Raw genomic sequence first — 20,280 nt, 5'->3', positions numbered from 1 at the left:
GGTGGTTTAGCCGACTGTCTGCAAAAACTGCCGCAGCCGGGCGGATTGAGGGTTGCCGAAAAGCTCTTCCGGCGGGCCTTGTTCTTCGATGCGCCCCTCAAAAAGGTAGACGACATGCGTCGCCACCTCGCGCGCGAATTTCATCTCGTGGGTGACAAGCAGCATGGTGCGCCCTTCGGCGGCCAGATCGCGGATAACCGTGAGCACCTCACCCACCAACTCGGGGTCAAGCGCGCTGGTGGGTTCGTCAAACAGCATCACGCTGGGTTCCACCGCAAGGGCGCGGGCAATTGCCGCGCGTTGCTGCTGGCCGCCCGATAGAAAAGCAGGGAAGGTATCAGCCTTATCGCCCAGTCCGACCCGGTCTAGCAGCACCCGTGCGCGCTTGATGGCCTCGTCCCGCGGCACTTTGAGAACATGGACCGGCACCTCGATGACGTTTTCCAGCAGGGTGCGGTGGGTCCAGAGGTTGAAAGCCTGAAACACCATGCCAAGGCGGGTTCGGATGCGCTCGATCTGGCGGCGGTCAACGGGGGAGCCGTCTTGCCGCATCTTGATCTCTTCACCGTTGACGATGATCTGACCCGCACTTGGGGTTTCGAGGAAATTGATGCAGCGCAGGCAGGTAGATTTGCCCGACCCGCTGCCGCCGATGATGGCGACAACATCGCCCTTTTGCGCGGTCAGTGAGACACCTTTGAGAACCTCCAACGCGCCAAAGGATTTGTGCAGGTCGGTAATTCTGATCGCCTCGTTCTCCGCCGCGCTATCGGCACTGGCGTCTTCGGCTGCTTGTGTGGCTCTGATCGGCTCTCTTTGCAAAGCGTCCGCGCCCCTCATTTGATGTGTCCCAAATTTCTGTCTTGTAGTAAGGCCCGTATTTCGTAATCATGCAAGTGTATAATTAGGGGGTTCGGAAATCGCCTGTGTCGGACAGCACGCCTAAATTCAAACGTGAGCCAGCGGAACACCGCAGAGAGGCCCTGATAAAGGCCACTCTGTCGCTGATCGCCGAAAAGGGTGTTCAGGCCGCGACGGTCCGGGCAATCGCGGCCCGTGCTGACGTGTCACAGGGTATGATTAGGCACCACTTTTCGTCGAAAGAAGACCTGATTACCGCGGCCTATGAGCATCACATGGACCGGCTCACCGACCTGACATCGGCTTTCGCGGGGGGCGACTGTAGCGCGCCGGTGGCACGGTTGGCGGCCTTTGTCGTCGGTAGTCTGACACCGCCGGTTGTCGACGCGGGGTCGGTCAGCCTTTGGGCGGGGTTTCTGACCAAGGTCCATGACGACGCGCAGATGCGCGAAAGTCACAAACGGACCTATTACAATTTCCGCAACCGCCTTGAGGCGCTGATCGCAGCCGTATTGAACGAGGCGGGTCAGCCCCGCACAGCACAAGAGCTGCGCCATTTGGCCATCGCCTGCAACGCCGTGATCGATGGATTGTGGATGGAAGGCGGTGTTCTACCGAGCGCTTTCGCGCCGGATGAGCTTTCAGAAATCGGAATTCGCTCCGTCGGAGCACTCCTCGGGATAGACCTCACAAAAGCAGGGCAACAGACATGAGAACGACAGATATCACCCGACGGCTAGCAGGTCTTGGCGGCGCGAAATGGGAAGTGCATCTAAAGGCCCGCGAGCTTGCCGCACAGGGCCGTGATATTATTGAGCTGACCATCGGCGAGCCGGACGTGCCGACACCCGACGCGCTTATGGATGTGGCGGCCGATGCAATGCGCCGGGGCCGCACTGGTTATTCTGACGGTCGGGGTGAGACAGGTCTGCGCGCTGCATTGGCCGAACGATATTCGCACCGCGCGGGCCGTCGCATCACGCCGGACCAAGCCATGTGTTTTCCCGGCACGCAGACAGCGCTTTATGCCGTGCTGTTGGGCGTGGCCGAGGCGGGGCAGCAAGTTCTGGTCGGCGATCCGATGTATGCCACTTACGAAGGGGTTATCCGCTCCAGCGGTGCCGAGATGGTGCCCGTCCCGCTGCGCCCGGAAAACGGCTTTCGCCTTCATGCGGATGACCTCGCCGCAAGGATCACCCCGCAGACCACGGCAATCTTGCTGACCACGCCGCATAATCCTACCGGCGCGGTCCTGACCCGCGCGGAGATAGACGCGCTTGGTGAACTGGCCATTGCCCATGATCTGTGGATTATCTCTGATGAAGTGTACGAAGAACTGATCTTTGACCCCTCTGAATTCTGCTCGCCGCTGTGGCGTCCGCAACTGGCTGACCGCACCATCGTCGTCTCATCGATCTCAAAATCCCACGCCGCACCGGGCTTTCGCAGCGGTTGGTGTATCGGCCCCGAAGCCTTTACCGAGGCTCTCTTGCCGCTGTCGGAGACCATGCTTTTCGGCAACCAGCCCTTTATCGCTGACATGACCGAAAAAGCGGTGCGCGAGGGGTCGCCCGTGGCTGAAGGGATGAAACAACGCTTTGCCGCCCGCGCCGAGCGTTTGCACCGCCGTCTGTCGCAAGAAAGCCCGTTGAAGGTGCACCAACCGGATGCGGGCATGTTTGCAATGATCGATGTGTCCGCCACCGGTATGAGCGGCACCGACTATGCCATGCACCTGCTTGAGCAGGCTGGCGTGGCGGTCATGCCCGGTGCGTCCTTTGGGGAAACGCTCGATGCTTGGGTGCGTGTGGCGCTGACGACCGGCGACGCGGCCTTTGATGCGGCCTGTGACCGGATCATCCAGCACGCGGCGCAATTGCAGCTGGAAACGGCATGACCAGCCTCGGCGAGGCGCTGGTCGCCCAGCTTTCACAGCGCGGTGTCGACTGTGTCTTTGGCATCCCCGGGGTGCACACGATTGAGCTTTACCGGGGCTTGGCGGCCTCGGGCATCCGCCATGTGACGCCTCGGCACGAACAGGGCGCGGGCTTCATGGCGGATGGCTATGCACGGGTCTCCGGCAAACCCGGTGTTGCCTTTGTCATCACGGGGCCGGGGCTGACCAACACGCTGACCGCAATGGGGCAAGCGCGCGCGGATTCCGTGCCGATGCTGGTGATCTCTGGCGTCAACACGCTGCCCAGCCTTGGCAAGGGCAGGGGGCATCTGCACGAGCTACCGGATCAGCGGGCGATGGCACGGACCGTCGCGCTGATCTCCGAGCGGGTTGAGACCGCCGATGAATTGGCCCCCATGCTCGACCGGGTCTTTGAGCCGTTCCAGTCCGGCCGACCGGGGCCCACACATCTTGAGATACCGCTGGACGTGGCCGGCGCGCCCTATACCGCCGAAGCGCCCTCTATTTCTGCCACCTCTGTGACACCTCCGTCTGCCGAGCAAATCTCAAAAGCCGCTGCGATACTGGCGCAGAGCAAGGCGCCCCTGATCCTTGCCGGTGGCGGGGCTAGAAAAGCCGGGAATGCCCTGCAAATCCTCGCCGAAAAGCTAGGCGCGCCGGTGGTGCAAACGGTGAATGCCCGCGGCGTAATGTTCGAGCATCCTTTGGGCGTTCCGGCCAGCCCCAGCCTGCAAGCCGTGCGGGCACTGATCGCGCAGTCGGACGTGGTGCTGGCCTTGGGCACCGAATTGGGCCCGACCGATTATGATATGTACGCCAGCGGCACCATGCCCGAGATCCAAAGGCTCATCCGCGTCGATATTTGCGCTGAACAGCTTTCCCGCCATGCCGCCGAACTGTCGATCCACGGCGATGCGGCTCTCGCAATTGACGCGCTGAATGCCGCGGTCGACGGGGATGCCGCGCCAGACGGGGCAGCGCGGGCGGCCAAGGCCCGCCGCGAGGCGTTTGAAGAGATCGGCCCGGAGATGCGTGCGGCTTGCGACACCCTCGCTGAACTGCGCGGAGCCGTTCCGGGGGCGATCATCGTCGGCGATTCCGCCCAGCCAATCTATGCGGGCAACCTTTATTACGATCACGATCGCCCCGGCGGCTGGTTCAACGCCGCCACCGGCTTTGGCGCGCTTGGCTATGGCATCCCCGCTGCAATCGGGGCGGCGCTCGCGGCACCCGACACGCCGGTGATCTGCATTGCAGGCGATGGCGGCGCGCAGTTCAGCCTGCCGGAACTGATGTGCGCGGTGCAAGAAAACCTGTCGATTTGCTTCATCATCTGGAACAACCACGGCTATCAAGAAATCGCCACCTCCATGCAGGATGCGGGGGTAAGCGTCGTCGGATGTGACCCGGCCCCGCCGGACTTTGCCGCCGTCGCACAATCCTGCGGCTTGCCCTTCTGGCGCTGCGATACGCAAGCCGGCGCCGTTGCAGATGCGCTGCGCGCGGCCACCGCGACTGGCGGGCCGACGCTCATTGCAATTCAGGCACAGCCGACCCCCGCGCAAGCAAACAAGAGAGCATAACATGACAGACCCCACCTATGAATTCACCCGCGCCGTTACCCGTCGCCCCGCCGCCAGCATCGTCGATGGTCTGCGCGCCGAGGACATCGGCACCCCCGATCTTGCGCAGATGGAAAAGGCCCATGCGCATTACGTTGCCACATTGAAAGAAACCGGCGCTGAGGTGATCGAACTGCCCGCGCTGGACGCCTTTCCCGATTCCGTCTTTGTTGAGGATACCGCGCTTTGTTTGCCAAAGGGGGCCGTTCTGATGCGCCCCGGCGCACCGAGCCGCATGGGAGAGGTGGCCGAAATGGCACCGACCCTGAGCACCCTTTACAGTGACCTGCGCCAGATTGAAGGCCCCGGCCATATCGAAGGAGGCGACATTCTGGTCACCGGGCGCGAGATCTTGGTGGGCAGATCAGACCGTACCGATGCCGAAGGCGTGGCCGAGCTCACGCAGATCGTCTCGGACTGGGGCTATAGCCTCCGCGAGGTCTTTACACCGCCCGGCGTGCTGCATTTCAAGACCGATTGCTCGTTGCTCGACGGGGACACCATCCTCAGCACCAAACGGCTCGACGCTTCGGGCTGTTTCGAAGGCTACCGCGTGTTGCACACCGCCGAGGGCGAAGAGGCCGCCGCCAATAGCATCCGGTTTAACCAATATGTGCTCTGTCCTGCGGGCTTCCCCCGCACCGCGGAAATGTTGACGAAAGCAGGCTTTGAAGTGGTCGAGATCAGTAATGCGGAATGCGCCAAACTGGACGGCGGCATGTCATGCCTGTCGCTAAGGTTCTGATACTGAGGGTCGCTTGGAAGGTTTGATCCCCTTGCGTGAGTGCAGCGTTCTGCGGTGACGAATACCTTCGTGTGGAGGGGGCAAAGGTCAAACCGCCTCCGCCATATCTCTCAGCGATATGAGTTGATGCGGTTTGACCGCCCTGCAGTCGACAGCTTTTGACCTTGGGAGCCTGTGCGGAGTGCGCACCGCGCAGGCGCCTTGCGTCCCCATTGTCCTGCGTTTCGATAAACTCAATCCGGTTTCGCCCCGGTTTATACAGTCCGGCAAACTGATACCTTCTGTCCAACCACGTAATTCGGAAAGAAGGACAATCGAAATGAAAGCCATCGGCTATAACACCACCGGCGCGGCAGAGGTTTTGGAGGCGTTGGAAATCGACCGACCCACGCCGGGGCCGGGCGATCTTTTGGTTGAGGTAAAGGGCATCTCTGTCAATCCGGTGGATGTGAAGCTGCGCGCGCTTTCCGCCCCCGATGGCGGCCCAAAGGTCTTGGGGTTCGACGCGGCGGGGGTGGTCGTCGACTTGGGCACAGAGGTTACGGATTTCGCCATCGGGGATGCGGTGTTCTATGCCGGGGATGTGACCCGTGCAGGCACCAACGCCACTTTTCACGCGGTTGATGCCCGGATCGTGGGGCGAAAGCCGGAAACGCTCGATTTCGTTGAGGCCGCCAGTCTGCCGCTGACCGCGATCACCGCATGGGAAATGTTGTTCGATGCTTTCCGGCTGACGGAAGGCGCCGGTAAGGGGCAGGCGCTTTTGGTGATTGGCGGGGCCGGGGGCGTGGGGTCGATCCTTATCCAATTGGCCAAGACGCTGACCGGATTGACCGTGATCGCCACCGCCTCGCGTCCGGAAACCCAAGACTGGGTGCGCAAGATGGGGGCGGATCATGTGGTGGATCACCGGGGTGATCTGGTGGCGCAGCTTGCCGATCTCAACCTCGCGCCCAGCTATGTTGCCGCGCTGACGGCCACGGACATGCATTGGCCAGCCATTATCGAAGCCATTGCCCCGCGCGGCCAGATCGCATTGATCGACGACCCCGAGACGCCGGACATGAAAGCGGCGAAACCCAAAGCTTTGAGCGTGCATTGGGAGTTTATGTTCACAAGGTCGATGTTCCAGACCGAAGACATGACCGCGCAGCGCGACCTGTTGAACCGGGTCGCGCAGATGATCGACGCGGGCAGGTTGCAATCTACCGTGACCGAACATGCGGGCGTGATAAATGTAGAGAACCTTCGCGCCGCCCATCTGCGGCAAGAAAGCGGGCGGGTGATCGGCAAGCAGGTTTTGGGCGGTTGGTGATCACCCGACCGCCGCATGCCGCGCCATCGCAGAGACGCGCAGAGACCTCGATAAGGAGAAAGCCATGACCAAGACCATCCTCATCACCGGCGCGACTGACGGCATCGGTCTGCTGACGGCAAAGAAACTTAGCGGGCAGGGGCACACTATTCTGCTGCACGGGCGCAGCGCCGAAAAATTAAGCGCAGCAGCGGCAGAGGTGGGCGGCACCCCCCAGACCTACCGTGCAGATCTGTCGCAGCTAGATGAGGTCGCGGCATTGGCAGAGGCGCTGCGCATCGATCACAGCCAGATCGACGTGGTGATCAACAATGCAGGTGTCCTGAAACTGCCCGATCCGCGCACCGAAGCGGGGCTAGACGCGCGTTTTGTGGTCAACACATTAGCGCCCTATCTGCTGGTTCAACTCTTGCTGCCGGTACTGCCCAAAGCGGGCCGGGTGGTGAACCTTTCCTCTGCTGCGCAGGCACCGGTGGATGTGGCCGCTCTTCGGGGCAACGGCACCTTGGACGATATGGCGGCCTATGCGCAGAGCAAATTGGCGATCACGATCTGGACTCAGGAAATGGCCCGCGTGCATCAGGATGGCCCGCTCTTCATCGCGGTGAATCCCGGGTCGCTGTTGGCGTCCAAAATGGTGAAGGAAGGCTTTGGCGTTGCTGGAAATGACCTGAGCATCGGCGCCGACATCCTTTGCCGTGCCGCGCTTTCGGAAGATTTTTCAAAGGCTTCGGGAAAGTATTTCGACAATGATATGGGCGGCTTTAATGAACCGCATAGCGCCGCAGCGGACGCCGACCATGTCGCGGCGGTTATGGCCGCGATCCAAGAACTCGTGAGCCAGAACCGGGCCGACTAGATTTTGCAGGGGCCGTCGGGATGGCGCCGGATTTCCGCCGTTTGCCTATCGGAAAAAACGGCTCTCCGTGGAGGCCGACAACAAAAGGCCCCGTGCAGCGATGCTGGCGGGGCCTTTCATCGTTCCGAGCGGGCTCAGCGGCGGCGGCGACCGCCGGTGCGGCCCGCGCGGCCTCGGCCTTCTTGACCGGCCTTGGGGGCGACCTTGTTGAACTCGATCCATGCGCTGCCATGCGGGTCACGGTCAAAGAGGAAGTTGGCGGCGCGGATGGCCTCCATCTCCTTGCCCGGACGGGGCTTGGTCGATCCCAGATTGAAGAGCGTCACGAAGGTCTCGTCATCCATCTCTTCGGGCAGGATGATCCCCGCGGCCGCCATCTCGGCGCGCTTTTCGGCGATCTTGGTTGCGTTGAGCGGCACGGCCACCGGGTTCATGATCGCGCTTGTCATGCCAGCACCCATCGCCATCGGCAGGAAAGCATTGTTGATGCCGTGACGGTTGGGCAGTCCGAACGAGATATTTGACGCGCCGCAGGTGGTGTTCACGCCCAACTCTTCACGCAGGCGGCGCACAAGGGTAAAGACCTGATGACCCGCCGTTGCCATTGCGCCGATTGGCATGACCAGCGGATCGACCACGATATCATGCGCCGGGATGCCGAAATCTGCAGCGCGTTCGACGATCTTTTTCGCCACGGCAAAGCGCACGTCCGGGTCTTCGGAGATGCCGGTGTCATCGTTAGAGATCGCCACCACTGGCACATTGTATTTCTTAACCAACGGCAGCACGAGTTCGAGCCGCTCTTCCTCTCCGGTGACGGAGTTCAGCAGCGGGCGGCCTTCGCAGGTCTCAAGCCCCGCCTCCAGCGCGCCAGGCACAGAGCTGTCGATACAGATCGGCGCGTCGACGGCGTTTTGCACCACTCTGATCAGTTCCGGCATCAGCATCGGCTCGACGAAGTTGTTGTCGGCATAGCGGGGGTCTTCGGCCATTTTATTGGAGAAAACCGCGCCCGAGTTCACATCCAGAACTGTAGCTCCGGCGGCGACCTGTGCGATGGCGTCGGCCTCGACGCGGGAAAAATCGCCTTGCTCAAGCTCTTGGCTGAGGATCTTGCGGCCCGTGGGGTTGATCCGCTCTCCGATCACGCAAAACGGCTCGTCAAAGCCGATGACGGCGGTCTTAGTCTTGGATTCGATGACGGTTCTGGTCATGTAACTTCCTTTAGGCTGCGTCGGCGGGTACGCCAGAGGCGCCGCCGTTTTCTTGGATCCATGTGGCACTGGTCTTGATCCCGCCAAGCGGGAAAAGATGCACATGAGTGATGTTGAAGTCCGGATGCGCCGCTTTGTAAGCGGCCAATTCGCTGATCACATCTGTCGGCTCATATGGCAACAACAGCTTGGTGACATCCATCGCGCGCTTTTGAAGCACCTTCAGTGAAGGTCCGACACCACAGGCGATGGCGAATTTAATCAAGGTTTGCAGCTTGGCAGGGCCTGCGATGCCGATGTGGATGGGCAGGGTGATGCCCGCCGCTTTAAGGCTGTCGGCCCATTCGATGATCGGCTGCGCTTCAAAGGCGAATTGTGTGGCAATGGCCATTTCGGCATCCGTGCGAGACTGAAAGTCGTTCTTCCATTTCATCGCCGCATCTACATTCAGTCGGCCACCGTCGGCGTCAATGTCGCGGTTGCCTTCTGGGTGGCCCGCCACATGCAACCGGGTGAAACCGGCCTCATCAAACAAGCCCGTCTCCATCAGTTGCATGGAGTCGCTGAATTCCCCTACGGGAGTGGTAACACCGCCCGCCAAAAGCAGCGCTTGGCGCACGTTTGCTTCCCCTTGATAGCGGGCGATCCAATCGGCCAGTGTGGCGCGGTCCTTGATGATGCGCGCCGGAAAATGCGGCATGACGTTGAAGCCATCGGCGTTCAGCCGTGCGGCGGTGGCGACCATATCCTCGATCGGCGTGCCATCAATGTGAGCGATATAGACACGGGTGCCTTCCGGCAGCAGGGCGCGGAAATCTTCGACCTTCTCGGCGGTGCGGGGCATCACCTCAATCGAATAATCTTTCAACAGCGCCTCGACTTCGGCCACCGGCGCCTGCGGGGCCGGTGTTTCCTTTTTGCGGAAGTTCAAAAGTGCCATGAGCGTGTCCTTGATCATAGGGCTGGCAGGCTATGCCCAGCCGTCGTTGTCAATCAGTTGCTTAATCCGGTCGCGGTCGTATTCCGCGTCGATCCGGGCGGCTTCGGCGTCGGCGATGGCATCGGGATCGCCTTCAACCTCAAAGGGGTCCGCCTTGCGCCATTCCGCCAGATAAGCGTCGGAATCTCCGGCGCCGATCTTCATCGCCGCGCGGTCGATCGCCTGTTCAAAGCGTTCGGGCAGGGGGCGTTTCGACCCACGGCGGCCCTTGCCGACGATCACCTGAGCGGGGATATCGCGCCAGTAAACGATGGTGACTGCGGGCATGGGACGATTCCTCCGGTTTAAACCTGTCTAACGAGCGTCGCGGTCAGGACAGGGCCGTTTTTCGACGAAACACGACCCATCCGCGACTTGGGGCTCGTGATAGCGCATCGGGCGGGCCATCACGAGGGCCCTGCGCCCCCATTATTCTCAAGATGATTGTGAGGTGGTCCTGAGATGCCGAAGAGTTGGGGCATGGCGCAGGACGCCGCGGAAATTGGCCCAAGGCACTGCGACCACTTGCACCGGCCCGGCGCAGGGAATACCTTGGGGGCAACTCGATATGAAAGGCGCGTAACCATGGCGCCACAGCGTCCCAAAGGTGCGGGTGCGCTCGACAAAGACATCCCGGCTCTGAGCCCCGCGCCAGTTCCGCCCAGATCTAATGAGCTATATGCGGCCCTAGATCTGGGTACAAATAGCTGCCGCATGTTGATCGCCCAGCCTCGTGGCAGCGGTTTCCATGTGGTGGACAGTTTCTCAAAATCGGTACAATTGGGTGCCGGTTTGGAAAAAACCGGGCGTTTGTCGCGCGGATCGATGGCGCGCACCATCCAAGCATTGCGTATCTGTCAGCAGAAGTTGCGGCGCAATAAGGTGCAAAACATGCGGCTTGTGGCGACCGAAGCCTGTCGCCGCGCGCAAAACGGCGCAGAGTTCATGCGCCGTATCCAGCGCGAGACGGGTCTCAAGCTCGATATCATCCGCCCCGAGGAAGAAGCCCAACTTGCCGTGATCTCTTGCGCACCGCTGGTCAGCCGCAAGACGGAGAACCTGCTGGTGGTCGACATCGGCGGCGGCTCGACCGAGCTGGTCTGGATCGACATCTCCAAAGTCCCTCGGGCGGATCGCGCCCGGTCGATCATGCGGCTTCAGGGCGGCTTCTATCAGGCGAAATCTGATGTGCCTGCCGCACGGGTGGTGGATTGGATCAGCGTGCCTCTGGGCGTGGCGACGCTGCGCGACCAATTCTCTGACGTCGAAGACGACGCCGCGCGTTTCGCCCTGATGAGCTGGTTTTTCGAAGAGAACCTCACCGATTTCACACCCTATCAGACGATCCAGTCGCAAAAGCGGTTTCAGATCGTCGGCACCTCGGGCACCGTGACCACCGTGGCGGCAAGCCACTTGAACCTGAAACGCTATGACCGGACCAAGGTCGATGGCCTCAGCATGACCAGCGCGCAGATCGACAAGGTGATCCACTCTTATATCGCCATGGGGCCGGGCGGGCGGCGCGCGGACCCGCGGATCGGCCAAGACCGCGCCGCCCTGATCATGTCGGGCGCCGCGATCCTGCAAGCCTTGATGCGCTGCTGGCCGACCGACAGGCTGTCAGTTGCGGATCGCGGTCTGCGCGAAGGCCTGCTATATGCACAGATGAGCGCCGATGGCGTATTAGAAGAAGGGGTCTTTTGATGGCCAAGACACCGGACGGAAAGAACACCTCGGGGCGCGGTCAGCGTGACCTCAAGGTCAAGGTGAAATCCGCACGCGGGCGCAAGCTCAGTTCCACCCGCTGGTTGCAGCGGCAGTTGAACGATCCATATGTCAAACGCGCGCAGGCCGAAGGCTATCGCGGGCGGGCGGCATATAAGATTATGGAACTAGACGATAAATATCGTTTCCTTGTCCCCGGTGCACGGGTGGTGGACCTTGGCGCCGCGCCGGGCGGTTGGTGTCAGGTCGCGGTTAAACGCTGCAATGTGCTGGGCGAGAAGAAGGGCAAGACGCAGGGCACCATTCTGGGCGTCGACCTGCAAGAGATGGAGCCGATCGCGGGGTGCGAGCTGCACCAGCTCGACTTTATGGAAGACGACGCTGACCTCAAGGTAAAGGAATGGCTGGGCGGCAAGGCGGATGTGGTCATGTCCGACATGGCGGCGGCCTCTTCGGGGCACAAGCAGACCGACCACCTGCGCATCATTTCGCTCTGCGAGGCGGCGGCCTATTTCGCTTTCGACGTCTTGGAAGAAGGCGGCACATTCGTGGCCAAGGTGCTGGCGGGGGGCGCGGAGGGCGAGTTGCAAAAGCTGCTCAAGCGCCGTTTCACCAAGGTCGCCAATATCAAACCGCCCGCAAGCCGACCGGATTCATCAGAGAAATTCGTTGTGGCAACGGGGTTTAAGGGCGAAGAGGTTTAAGCGGTCATCGCCGTTCATGAGGCGTAAACCAATCGAACGCTAGGGTGTAGCTCTCCCGCGGTCTTCGCGCCGCCAACCTCATGAGGGCTCCCCGATGCTTCGACACCTGCCACTTGTATCGCTCATCTTCATCCTGTGTTCCGGGCTCAAGGTTACCGCGTCCGAAGTGCCTTGGGCGCTGAACGATTATATCGACCGGGATTTGCTGTCTTGGATCAATGACGCCCGCATCGTCGACGCGATTGCGCAGCAGAACCAGCGACACCGTGAGATGAATGTCTTGGCCGCCGCATCTGCCGCAGCGACCGCGCAGGCCACCCCGACGAGCCAAGCAAAGGCCCCTGTCGCCGCAGCTTTCTTAGCGGCGCAGATTGCCCGCGCCAAAGGTCAGATTGCCGAAGTGGCGCTGCTCGATGCCTATGGGTTGACCGTGGTCACCAGCGGCACCGCATCGGTCTATTTCAAAGGCGGCAAGCCCAAGAACAGCAATCGTTTCACGCCACCATCGGGGATGTTCGTAATCGATCAAGTGGCCATCGATGAAGGCTCCAAAGCGCATCAAAGCCGTGTTTCGATGCCCATTACAGAACCATCCAACGGCGCGATCATCGGGGTAATCACGGTGGAGTTGGAAGCGGCTGCCTTTTTCTGATGCGACCCTATGCCTGGGCGTGATCCGCCCTCGGGTCCTTAGGGTAAGCGGGGCCGAACTGGTGCTTGCGAGCGCTTTGGCTAGGATTATCGAAACATGACAGTGAAGTCTGGGACTATTAAATACAGCGAAACAACCTCGTCGCCGGTCGCGATGAAGCTTAGGTTGTTGTTATGGCTCGCGTTTTCATAGGTCTACGGGGCGGTCGCGCCGACGGCAGAGCGCGCGCCGGTGACGCCCGCATAGGGTTTGTCGTAGAGCGGCGAGCCGGGGTATCTGTCCGCAATTTCTACCGGTCGTGGTGTTTTAGGCGAGCAGTTGGGCGGTGATGCAAAGGAACCGCTTCATCGCGCGGCTCCGACGAAACGATAGCCCTCGCCATGGCGTTCAACCCGGCCCAGACCGCCCTGCGGCAGGTGAAAGCCCATCAGCCAGATCTGTTCGTCCGCCAGCCGGTCCAGCAACCGCTGCCGAGTCTCAGCGCCGCGCTCGGGATCTTGGTCCGATCCGCTGGCCCAGCCGGGCCGGGCGAAGGCGAGATGGTGATTGCCGATGGCATCGCCGCCGATCATCAGCGCGTCACTGCGGCCGCCCAGCAGGAACGACATATGCCCGGGCGTATGCCCGAAACTCGCCTGTGCCATGATGCCGGGGAGTACTTCATCGCCGTCGGAGAAATGGGCCATCCGTTCCTCGATCGCCGCCAACCGCCGCGCGGCTCCGACGGCAAAGGCGGCGCGGGCTGCGCCGATTGTCTCCACGGTCGCCGGATCGCGCCAATAGTCCCATTCGACCTGACCCATGTGGTAGCGCGCATTGGGAAAGACCAGATCGTCGAAATCGTCCAGCACGCCCCAAAGGTGATCCGGGTGGCCATGGGTAAAGACAACGTCGGTCACCGCCTCCGGGGCGACGCCCGCCGCGTCTAAGCTCTCTGAAAGCGATCCGGCCGATGGCATAAAGGCGGGGCCAGCGCCCGCGTCGAAGAGGATCACCCGGTCGTCATTGCGCAAAAGCGTCAGGTTGCAGGGCGGCGCCAACTGGTCCTGAGGGAGATCAAAGGGCGCCAAAACCTGCGCCAGTTCCTCCTGCGGCAAACCTTCAAAGAAGAAACTCCGCGGGAGCAGCAGATTGCCGTCGCTCACACTGACAAACTCATACCCACCGATCTGGGTAGAGGTTAGGGCAAAGGCACGCAGCGGGCCATGGACAAGGGCCGCCGCGCCCATCCCTGCCAGCACCGTCCGTCTATTGACCTTCATCTTATGCCCTCCCCGCATTCATTCCGATTCGTGAATATAATTATCCTCATCGGATGACGGCACAAGGGGCGAATGCCCCGGCAAGAGATAAGTGTGCAAAACAAAGCAGCTATGCATGATCGTGGCTTGCATCGGGGGCAGGGGTTCTATCTAGGGGACACCACTCGAAACCCACCCCGACCCGGACAGAAAATGACTGATATCACAACAGAAGGTGCCTCGATCGCCTTTGACAAGGTCGGCAAGGCCTTTACCAAAGCAGGCGGGGCGACCGTGAATGCACTTGAGGGGATATCCCTCGACGTGGCACCGGGCTCAATCACCGGGATCATCGGGCGTTCGGGGGCGGGCAAATCGACCTTGCTGCGCATGGTCAACGGGTTGGAGCGTCCGACCACCGGCAACGTGCTGGTCGGCGGTGAGGATGTCAGCACCGCCAAAGGCGGCAAGTTGCGCGCGATCCGACGTGACGTTGGCATGATTTTTCAACACTTTAACCTGCTGTCTTCACGTACCGTGGCGGGCAATATTGCGCTGCCGCTCGAAGTGGCCGGGATGCCGAGCGCGCAGATCAAACCGCGTGTGGCGGACCTTATCGACCGGGTCGGGCTAAGCGCGCAGGCGGGGCGCTACCCGGCAGAGCTTTCGGGCGGCCAGAAGCAGCGGATCGGCATCGCGCGCGCCTTGGCCACCGGGCCGAAAGTGTTGCTCTCGGATGAGGCGACCTCAGCTCTGGACCCTGAGACCACCCAAACGGTTCTGTCGCTTTTGAAGGACATCAACCGCGATTTGGGGCTGACGATCCTGCTGATCACCCATGAGATGGCCGTGGTGCGCGACATCGCGAGCCATGTGGCGGTGATCGACGCAGGCCAGATCGTCGAACATGGGGCCACCTATGACATCTTCACCGCGCCGCAACACGCGACGACGCGGTCCTTCCTTTCGGGCGTGACCGGCGTCACCCTGCCTGCTTTCGTCAAAGAACGGCTGACCCAAACCGCCCCTGCAACGGGCGGCGAAGAGGTGATCCGCGTCACCTTTGCAGGCGCCCATGCCACCGATCCGATGTTGGCGCGGTTGACGCAGGATATGGGCATTCCGGTCAATATCCTTGCGGGCGCTGTCGAAGAGATCGGAACCCGGCCCTTCGGTAACCTGCTGGTGTCTCTGCCGGTGGCGCAGGCCGCCCAAGCGCGCGCCTTTTTGGAACAACACGGGCTTCTGACGGAGGTGCTGGGCTATGTCGGCTAATCTGATTAACCTTTTGATCGAAGCGACGGGGCAAACGCTCTATATGGTGGCGGTATCCGCGATCCTTGGCACGGTCTTTGGCCTGCCGCTGGGGCTGTTTCTGGCCACCTCGCAACGCGGGGAACTGCTGTCCGCGCCTTGGGTGAACAAGGTGCTCGGGCTGGTGGTGAACGCCACGCGCTCCGTTCCGTTTATCATTCTCGTTGTGGCGATCATTCCCTTTACCCGCATGGTGGCCGGAACCTCTATCGGCACCACGGCGGCCATTGTGCCGCTGACTATCGCGACGGTCCCCTTCATCGCGCGTCTGGTGGAAAACGCGATCCGTGAAGTCGATTCCGGGTTGATCGAAGCCGCCCGCGCGATGGGTGCGACCCCGCTGCAGATCATCCGCAAAGTGCTGCTGCCCGAAGCGCTCCCCGGCATCACGCTGGGCCTGACCTTGGCGATTGTCAGCCTGATTGGCTATTCCGCCATGGTCGGGGCCGTAGGGGGCGAAGGGCTGGGAGACCTTGGTATTCGATATGGATATCAACGGTTTATGCCTGACGTTATGGCAATCGTCGTGATCATTCTTATCGTCTTGGTACAGCTTGTGCAGTCCATCGGCGAGCGTATCGCCAGCGCCGTGGACAAACGGGCCACCAAAAGCGGCGGCCAATAGGCCGCGCCTTACACCCGCTCTCTCAATCTAAGGAGACTACTATGCTTCGTCTTACGACACTCACCTCCGTTCTGGCGCTGATGGCCACCGGTCTTGCCGCCGAGGAAATCAAAGTCGGCGTTTCCCCCGGCGAGCACGCCGAGATCATGGAAGAGGTCGCCCGTATCGCCGAGCCGATGGGCTTGGACATCGATGTGGTCGAATTCTCTGACTACGTGGTCCCGAACCAAGCGCTGGCCGATGGCGACATTCAGGCCAACTCGTTCCAGCACGTGCCCTATCTTGAAGCGCAGATGAAAGACCGCGGCTTTGAGTTGAGCGTCGTTGGCAACACCATCACGACCCCCATGGGTGTCTATTCGGACAAGATCACCGCGCTTGCCGATCTGGAAGAAGGGGCCACATTCGGCATCCCGAACGATCCCACAAACGGTGGCCGCGCGCTGCTGGTCCTGCAAGAACTGGGTCTGATCAAGGTGGATGAGGCCGCAGGTCTGGTGCCGACCGTGCTCGACATCACCGAGAACCCCAAGGACCTGTCCTTCAAAGAGCTTGATGCCGCCCAACTGCCGCGGTCGCTGGCCGATCTGGATGCGGCTTTGATCAATACCAACTACGCGATTGCCTCGGGTCTGAGCCCCAAGGAAGATTCCATCGCGATGGAAAGCGCCGAGAACCCATATGTGAACGTCATCGCCGTGCGTAAAGGCGATGAGGAAGCCGCATGGGTTGAGACACTGCTCAAGGCCTATCATTCCGATGAAATCAAAGCCTTCATCGATGAAAGCTATCAGGGCACTGTTATCACCTCCTGGTAAACGCGCGCTTTCAGAGCGTCACGACAGACTTGACCCGCCCCGCGCGGGTCAAGATCACCATCGCCCCAAAGGGGCTGCATTTCGGCAGGTTAAGACTCCCTCTCCAATTAGGTTGAGTCTGACGGTCGGCCAAAACAATTAAATTACTGTTTAGGAATACCGCGTAGCTCTCGCCTATCGTTGCGAGGGGCAAAAGTGCCCCCGGCTAAATTCTACGCAGACTTCTTAACATGAAAATTATGTTGCGTTGCGGCGTGAGAATTTTGTTGAAAAGTTCAATTCCACCCGTATCGTGAAATCACGAGGGGTTTTTTCACATGACCCGGGGCTTGCCCTTCCTGATGTCTGACAGGGGCCGATGGTCGCGAAACATGTGAACGGGACGTTCAATTAGAAGAAGCGACCATAACAGACCTAGGGAGAATATCATGAAGACCGTGAAACTGATGGGCACCGCCGCCAGCCTGCTTGTGATGGGTGTCACCCAATCTGCCGCGCAGGATTTGACCGTGGGGTATTTCCTCGAATGGCCGATGCCGTTCCAATATGCCAAGGCCGAAGGAATGTATGACGAAGCCCTTGGCACCAGTGTGAATTGGGTCAGCTTCGACTCCGGCACAGCCATGTCGGCGGCGATGGCGTCGGGCGATGTGCATATGTCGGTAAGCCAAGGCGTGCCGCCCTTCGTGGTGGCGACCTCGGCGGGGCAAGATATTCAGATTCTTGATGTCGCAGTCAGCTATTCCGAGAATGATAACTGCGTGATCCGGGAGGAGTTAGAGATCGATAAATCCTCCGTCGCGGAACTGGCAGGCAAGAAGGTCGCCGTGCCACTCGGCACTGCTGCGCACTACGGTTTTCTCAAACAAATGAGCCACTTCGGCGTCGATGTTGGGTCGCTTGATGTGGTGGACATGGCGCCGCCTGATGGCGCTGCAGCCATCGCGCAGGGTTCGGTCGATATGGCCTGCGGCTGGGGCGGCTCTCTGCGGCGGATGCTGGAGCATGGCAATATCCTTTTGACGGGCGCCGAAAAAGAAGAACTGGGCATTCTCGTTTTCGACGTGACCTCTGGTCCGGCGTCTTGGGTGGCTGAAAATTCCGATACGGTGTCTGCTTTCCTGAAAGTCACGGCAGAGGCGAATGCGATGTGGGCCGATGAGGCCAATCAAGCCAAGATGCTGCCCGTGATCGCCAAGGACGCCGGCATGGACGAAGACGCCACGATGGAAACGATCGCGACCTTCACCTTCCCCTCGCTTGAGGACCAGATGGGAGAGAAATGGCTCGGGGGTGGCGCGCAGGAGTTCATGAAAGGCGTCGCAGATGTCTTTGTCGAAGCGGGCGCGATCGACGCGGCGCTCGACAGCTACGGCGACGCGGTCAACACCGGTCCGTTGCAGGCCGCAGGCGAGATGTAAGCCAAGACGGCTCAATACGGGGCCGCCCCCAATCTTTGCCCGGTTCTTTGTAGCCGAAGAGCCGGGCAGGCGGGGGCGGTCTTACAAAAATAGCAGGGGGCACCGGGGCGGCATGTCGGGACTAAAAATCGAAAATCTGTCGATGCGGTTCGACCTGCCCAATGGCGGTCACGTACAGGCGCTTGAAAACGTATCGCTTGACCTTGCCGAAGGCCAATTGATGTCGGTGCTGGGCCCCTCGGGCTGTGGCAAGACGACGCTTCTGAACATCGTTGCGGGATTTCTTGCGCCAACCTCGGGCGAGATCGTTTTGAATGGCCACAACGTGACCGGGCCGGATGCAGAGCGGGGCATGGTCTTTCAGCAGGGTGCGCTGTTTGAATGGATGTCGGTGCGCGAGAACGTGAGTTTTGGCCCTCGGATGAAGGGGCAGAGCGAAAAGCAATACGGGGCCGAGGTCGACCACCTGCTCGATATCGTCGGGCTGCGGGACTTCAAGGAAAAGGCGATCTACGAACTTTCCGGCGGGATGCAGCAGCGGGTGGCGCTGGCGCGTTGTCTGGCAAATGATCCTGACGTGATCCTGATGGATGAGCCTTTGGGCGCGCTTGATGCCCTGACCCGTGAAAAGATGCAAAGCCTTGTGCTGAAGCTTTGGAAAGAGACGGGCAAGACCATCATCCTCATCACCCATTCGGTCGAAGAAGCGCTGCTGCTGGGCGAGCGGCTCTTGGTCATGGCGCCGCGTCCGGGGCGCATTCACCGCGAATACCGTCTGCCCTTTGCCGATCTGGGTGTGGGCCATGATCTGCGCGAAGTTAAGAAACACCCTGAATTCGCCGAAAGACGCGAAGAGATCCTTGGTATGATCTGGGACATGGAAGAAGAGATTATGGGCCGGACGGAGGACGCATAATGGTTATCCTACTGATCTATATCGTTATCTTTGTCGTCTCATTCTTTTTGGTGCGTCTTGCCGTCGACCAGACTGCGAATGGATTTGTTGCGCGCAAGACCGTCACCTTTGGCGATGAAAGCGCTGTCACCTCGAACCGCACCGCCAGCGTAATCTCGATCCTGACGATCTTTTTGCTGTGGGGCGCTTTTACCGGCTCGTCGCTGCTGCCCCGGTTTTTGCATGCGCCCGGCCCTTTTGAGGGGCTGGCCGAGCTGACCTATACCGCAGAGGCCGAAGACGGCAGCCGCGATGATGCGACGATCACCGTCTTGGTGCATCCCGTGGGCGAAGATGCCGATACGCCGCAGGTCGATCCCGGCGAAGGCTGGGCCAAGAATGACGCTTTCACCATCGGCGCATGGCGGTCGGGGCTTTTGCGCGTCGATAAGAATGACGAGAAGGGCCGCGATGTCGGGCACCGCGTCGTCGCGGTGAACGGCCAGGAGATCGTGCCGGGTGGGGAGGTGCTGACTGACTTTGGCCGCGTCGGCATGTCGCCCAAGGGCACGCTTAATTTTGAGCCTGCGAAGGGCTGGCAGATGGAGCCGATTTGGCTGCCGCCACCTGAGGCCGTGGTCGCCCGGTTGGGTGAGATTTCCAGCCAAGGTTACCGGGACAGCACCCTGTGGGAGCATCTGGGCTATTCGCTTTTCCGCGTTGTCGTGGGCTTTGCCCTTGGGGCGCTGGTGGGCATTCCGCTGGGCTATGCCATGGGCCTGTCGGGCTGGTTTCGCGGGTGGTTCGATCCGATTGTCGAATTCATGCGCCCCGTGCCGCCGCTTGCGCTGATTCCGTTGGTGATCATCTGGGCGGGCATCGGCGAGGTGGGCAAGATCATCCTGCTGTTCCTTGCGGCCCTATGGATCATGGCCATCGCTGCGCGGTCGGGCGTGTCGGGGGTGAATATCACCAAGGTCCACGCGGCCTATTCGCTTGGCGCGTCCAAGGCGCAAATCATGCGCCATGTGATCGTGCCGAACTCTTTGCCCGAGATCTTTACCGGGGCGCGGGTGGCGATGGGCGTCTGCTGGGGCACGGTGGTGGCCGCCGAACTGGTGGCCGCCGAAAAGGGGGCTGGGATGATGATCATGGTCGCTTCCAAATTCCAGCTGACCGACATCGTACTGATGGGGATCATCCTGATTGGCGTCATCGGTTTTGGCATCGACATGTTGATGCGCAAGGCCGAGCGGCTGTTGGTGCCTTGGAAGGGGCGGTCTTAACCCCGCCCGCCTCAGTTCATCGCTTTCGAGGAGAAACACTTGCCAGACGCCGAATTCCGCGCCGCAGTGAAAAAATGGAGGATATT

Annotated in this window: 20 protein-coding genes and 1 pseudogene; 15 read left to right on the top strand and 6 right to left on the bottom strand. The window is 60.8% G+C overall.

Translation table 11 applies throughout. From position 1 onward, the window contains the following. Positions 1-6: 6 nt before the first annotated feature. A complete protein-coding gene (locus tag B5M07_RS09485; protein WP_120351122.1) occupies positions 7-840 on the bottom strand; it encodes an ABC transporter ATP-binding protein in 834 nt (277 codons plus the stop codon). Between the two features lie 86 nt (positions 841-926). Between B5M07_RS09485 and B5M07_RS09480 the strand changes: the two genes are divergently transcribed. The 6 genes from B5M07_RS09480 to B5M07_RS09455 all read left to right on the top strand — a co-directional run bounded on the left by B5M07_RS09480 (position 927) and on the right by B5M07_RS09455 (position 7,320). Next, positions 927-1,574: a TetR/AcrR family transcriptional regulator gene (locus B5M07_RS09480; RefSeq protein ID WP_120351121.1), complete on the top strand. Its 648-nt coding sequence runs from the start codon at positions 927-929 to the stop codon at positions 1,572-1,574. Then, entirely contained in the window at positions 1,571-2,758 is a 1,188-nt protein-coding gene (locus B5M07_RS09475; protein WP_120351120.1) for a pyridoxal phosphate-dependent aminotransferase, read from the top strand. The genes B5M07_RS09480 and B5M07_RS09475 overlap by 4 nt, the downstream gene beginning before the upstream one ends. Next, positions 2,755-4,362, top strand: coding sequence for a 5-guanidino-2-oxopentanoate decarboxylase (locus B5M07_RS09470; RefSeq protein WP_120351119.1), 1,608 nt, complete (start codon positions 2,755-2,757; stop codon positions 4,360-4,362). Before B5M07_RS09475 ends, B5M07_RS09470 begins: the two co-directional genes overlap by 4 nt. 1 nt (position 4,363) lies before the next feature. Continuing rightward, the gene (locus tag B5M07_RS09465) at positions 4,364-5,146 is read left to right on the top strand and encodes a dimethylarginine dimethylaminohydrolase family protein (RefSeq protein WP_120351118.1); all 783 of its coding nucleotides are present in this window, start codon (positions 4,364-4,366) and stop codon (positions 5,144-5,146) included. A 319-nt stretch (positions 5,147-5,465) separates the two neighbouring features. Then, positions 5,466-6,461 (top strand): zinc-binding alcohol dehydrogenase family protein, encoded by a 996-nt coding sequence (locus B5M07_RS09460; RefSeq protein WP_120351117.1) that lies wholly within the window; start codon positions 5,466-5,468, stop codon positions 6,459-6,461. A gap of 64 nt (positions 6,462-6,525) precedes the next feature. Beyond that, entirely contained in the window at positions 6,526-7,320 is a 795-nt protein-coding gene (locus B5M07_RS09455; protein WP_120351116.1) for an SDR family NAD(P)-dependent oxidoreductase, read from the top strand. Between the two features lie 134 nt (positions 7,321-7,454). Here B5M07_RS09455 and B5M07_RS09450 read toward each other — a convergent pair whose 3' ends face one another. The 3 genes from B5M07_RS09450 to B5M07_RS09440 are packed head-to-tail and all read right to left on the bottom strand — an operon-like array spanning position 7,455 to position 9,801. Then, entirely contained in the window at positions 7,455-8,534 is a 1,080-nt protein-coding gene (locus B5M07_RS09450; RefSeq protein ID WP_120351115.1) for a methyltetrahydrofolate cobalamin methyltransferase, read from the bottom strand. A 10-nt stretch (positions 8,535-8,544) separates the two neighbouring features. Further along, positions 8,545-9,474, bottom strand: coding sequence for a methylenetetrahydrofolate reductase (locus tag B5M07_RS09445; RefSeq protein ID WP_120351114.1), 930 nt, complete (start codon positions 9,472-9,474; stop codon positions 8,545-8,547). 30 nt (positions 9,475-9,504) lie between these two features. After that, positions 9,505-9,801: a virulence factor gene (locus B5M07_RS09440; protein ID WP_067625152.1), complete on the bottom strand. Its 297-nt coding sequence runs from the start codon at positions 9,799-9,801 to the stop codon at positions 9,505-9,507. 297 nt (positions 9,802-10,098) lie between these two features. Between B5M07_RS09440 and B5M07_RS09435 the strand changes: the two genes are divergently transcribed. The 3 genes from B5M07_RS09435 to B5M07_RS09425 all read left to right on the top strand — a co-directional run bounded on the left by B5M07_RS09435 (position 10,099) and on the right by B5M07_RS09425 (position 12,594). Then, complete coding sequence (locus B5M07_RS09435; protein WP_067266266.1) at positions 10,099-11,217, top strand: Ppx/GppA phosphatase family protein; 1,119 nt, start codon at positions 10,099-10,101, stop codon at positions 11,215-11,217. Further along, positions 11,217-11,942, top strand: coding sequence for an RlmE family RNA methyltransferase (locus B5M07_RS09430; RefSeq protein ID WP_067627424.1), 726 nt, complete (start codon positions 11,217-11,219; stop codon positions 11,940-11,942). Before B5M07_RS09435 ends, B5M07_RS09430 begins: the two co-directional genes overlap by 1 nt. 94 nt (positions 11,943-12,036) lie before the next feature. Beyond that, positions 12,037-12,594 carry a hypothetical protein gene (locus B5M07_RS09425; RefSeq protein ID WP_120351113.1) on the top strand — a complete coding sequence of 186 codons (558 nt, stop codon included), beginning with the start codon at positions 12,037-12,039 and terminating at the stop codon, positions 12,592-12,594. A gap of 131 nt (positions 12,595-12,725) precedes the next feature. On the opposite strand, the pseudogene B5M07_RS19590 reads toward B5M07_RS09425, so the two are convergent. Together B5M07_RS19590 and B5M07_RS09415 are read right to left on the bottom strand one after the other, a co-directional pair. Then, positions 12,726-12,881: pseudogene (locus tag B5M07_RS19590) on the bottom strand (MBL fold metallo-hydrolase); the annotation flags it as partial. Between the two features lie 57 nt (positions 12,882-12,938). Beyond that, positions 12,939-13,856, bottom strand: a complete 918-nt coding sequence (locus B5M07_RS09415; protein ID WP_120351112.1) for an MBL fold metallo-hydrolase — start codon at positions 13,854-13,856, stop codon at positions 12,939-12,941. A 192-nt stretch (positions 13,857-14,048) separates the two neighbouring features. Between B5M07_RS09415 and B5M07_RS09410 the strand changes: the two genes are divergently transcribed. The 6 genes from B5M07_RS09410 to B5M07_RS09385 all read left to right on the top strand — a co-directional run bounded on the left by B5M07_RS09410 (position 14,049) and on the right by B5M07_RS09385 (position 20,194). Further along, complete coding sequence (locus tag B5M07_RS09410) at positions 14,049-15,110, top strand: methionine ABC transporter ATP-binding protein (RefSeq protein ID WP_067629386.1); 1,062 nt, start codon at positions 14,049-14,051, stop codon at positions 15,108-15,110. Beyond that, the gene (locus B5M07_RS09405) at positions 15,100-15,774 is read left to right on the top strand and encodes a methionine ABC transporter permease (RefSeq protein ID WP_067629388.1); all 675 of its coding nucleotides are present in this window, start codon (positions 15,100-15,102) and stop codon (positions 15,772-15,774) included. The genes B5M07_RS09410 and B5M07_RS09405 overlap by 11 nt, the downstream gene beginning before the upstream one ends. A gap of 41 nt (positions 15,775-15,815) precedes the next feature. Continuing rightward, the gene (locus B5M07_RS09400) at positions 15,816-16,592 is read left to right on the top strand and encodes a MetQ/NlpA family ABC transporter substrate-binding protein (RefSeq protein WP_067629390.1); all 777 of its coding nucleotides are present in this window, start codon (positions 15,816-15,818) and stop codon (positions 16,590-16,592) included. Positions 16,593-17,020: 428 nt separating this feature from the next. Then, positions 17,021-18,013, top strand: coding sequence for a taurine ABC transporter substrate-binding protein (locus B5M07_RS09395; protein WP_120351111.1), 993 nt, complete (start codon positions 17,021-17,023; stop codon positions 18,011-18,013). A 112-nt stretch (positions 18,014-18,125) separates the two neighbouring features. Beyond that, positions 18,126-18,929: a taurine ABC transporter ATP-binding protein gene (locus B5M07_RS09390; RefSeq protein WP_067629395.1), complete on the top strand. Its 804-nt coding sequence runs from the start codon at positions 18,126-18,128 to the stop codon at positions 18,927-18,929. Next, positions 18,929-20,194, top strand: coding sequence for an ABC transporter permease (locus B5M07_RS09385; RefSeq protein WP_120351110.1), 1,266 nt, complete (start codon positions 18,929-18,931; stop codon positions 20,192-20,194). The genes B5M07_RS09390 and B5M07_RS09385 overlap by 1 nt, the downstream gene beginning before the upstream one ends. Positions 20,195-20,280 lie beyond the last annotated feature (86 nt).

It is taken from the genome of Sulfitobacter sp. D7 (assembly GCF_003611275.1).
Lineage (GTDB): Bacteria > Pseudomonadota > Alphaproteobacteria > Rhodobacterales > Rhodobacteraceae > Sulfitobacter > Sulfitobacter profundi.
This window is presented reverse-complemented; position numbering and strand designations above follow the sequence as displayed.

Bases quoted from the DNA above. Each gene is read 5' to 3' on its own strand.
- B5M07_RS09445 (WP_120351114.1), bottom strand. From the start codon at position 9,474: ATGGCACTTTTGAACTTCCGCAAAAAGGAAACACCGGCCCCGCAGGCG.
- B5M07_RS09415 (WP_120351112.1), bottom strand. From the start codon at position 13,856: ATGAAGGTCAATAGACGGACGGTGCTGGCAGGGATGGGCGCGGCGGCC.
- B5M07_RS09460 (WP_120351117.1), top strand. From the start codon at position 5,466: ATGAAAGCCATCGGCTATAACACCACCGGCGCGGCAGAGGTTTTGGAG.
- B5M07_RS09465 (WP_120351118.1), top strand. From the start codon at position 4,364: ATGACAGACCCCACCTATGAATTCACCCGCGCCGTTACCCGTCGCCCC.
- B5M07_RS09440 (WP_067625152.1), bottom strand. From the start codon at position 9,801: ATGCCCGCAGTCACCATCGTTTACTGGCGCGATATCCCCGCTCAGGTG.
- B5M07_RS09410 (WP_067629386.1), top strand. From the start codon at position 14,049: ATGACTGATATCACAACAGAAGGTGCCTCGATCGCCTTTGACAAGGTC.
- B5M07_RS09395 (WP_120351111.1), top strand. From the start codon at position 17,021: ATGAAGACCGTGAAACTGATGGGCACCGCCGCCAGCCTGCTTGTGATG.
- B5M07_RS09385 (WP_120351110.1), top strand. From the start codon at position 18,929: ATGGTTATCCTACTGATCTATATCGTTATCTTTGTCGTCTCATTCTTT.
- B5M07_RS09475 (WP_120351120.1), top strand. From the start codon at position 1,571: ATGAGAACGACAGATATCACCCGACGGCTAGCAGGTCTTGGCGGCGCG.
- B5M07_RS09425 (WP_120351113.1), top strand. From the start codon at position 12,037: ATGCTTCGACACCTGCCACTTGTATCGCTCATCTTCATCCTGTGTTCC.
- B5M07_RS09470 (WP_120351119.1), top strand. From the start codon at position 2,755: ATGACCAGCCTCGGCGAGGCGCTGGTCGCCCAGCTTTCACAGCGCGGT.
- B5M07_RS09390 (WP_067629395.1), top strand. From the start codon at position 18,126: ATGTCGGGACTAAAAATCGAAAATCTGTCGATGCGGTTCGACCTGCCC.
- B5M07_RS09485 (WP_120351122.1), bottom strand. From the start codon at position 840: ATGAGGGGCGCGGACGCTTTGCAAAGAGAGCCGATCAGAGCCACACAA.
- B5M07_RS09405 (WP_067629388.1), top strand. From the start codon at position 15,100: ATGTCGGCTAATCTGATTAACCTTTTGATCGAAGCGACGGGGCAAACG.
- B5M07_RS09455 (WP_120351116.1), top strand. From the start codon at position 6,526: ATGACCAAGACCATCCTCATCACCGGCGCGACTGACGGCATCGGTCTG.
- B5M07_RS09435 (WP_067266266.1), top strand. From the start codon at position 10,099: ATGGCGCCACAGCGTCCCAAAGGTGCGGGTGCGCTCGACAAAGACATC.
- B5M07_RS09450 (WP_120351115.1), bottom strand. From the start codon at position 8,534: ATGACCAGAACCGTCATCGAATCCAAGACTAAGACCGCCGTCATCGGC.
- B5M07_RS09430 (WP_067627424.1), top strand. From the start codon at position 11,217: ATGGCCAAGACACCGGACGGAAAGAACACCTCGGGGCGCGGTCAGCGT.
- B5M07_RS09400 (WP_067629390.1), top strand. From the start codon at position 15,816: ATGCTTCGTCTTACGACACTCACCTCCGTTCTGGCGCTGATGGCCACC.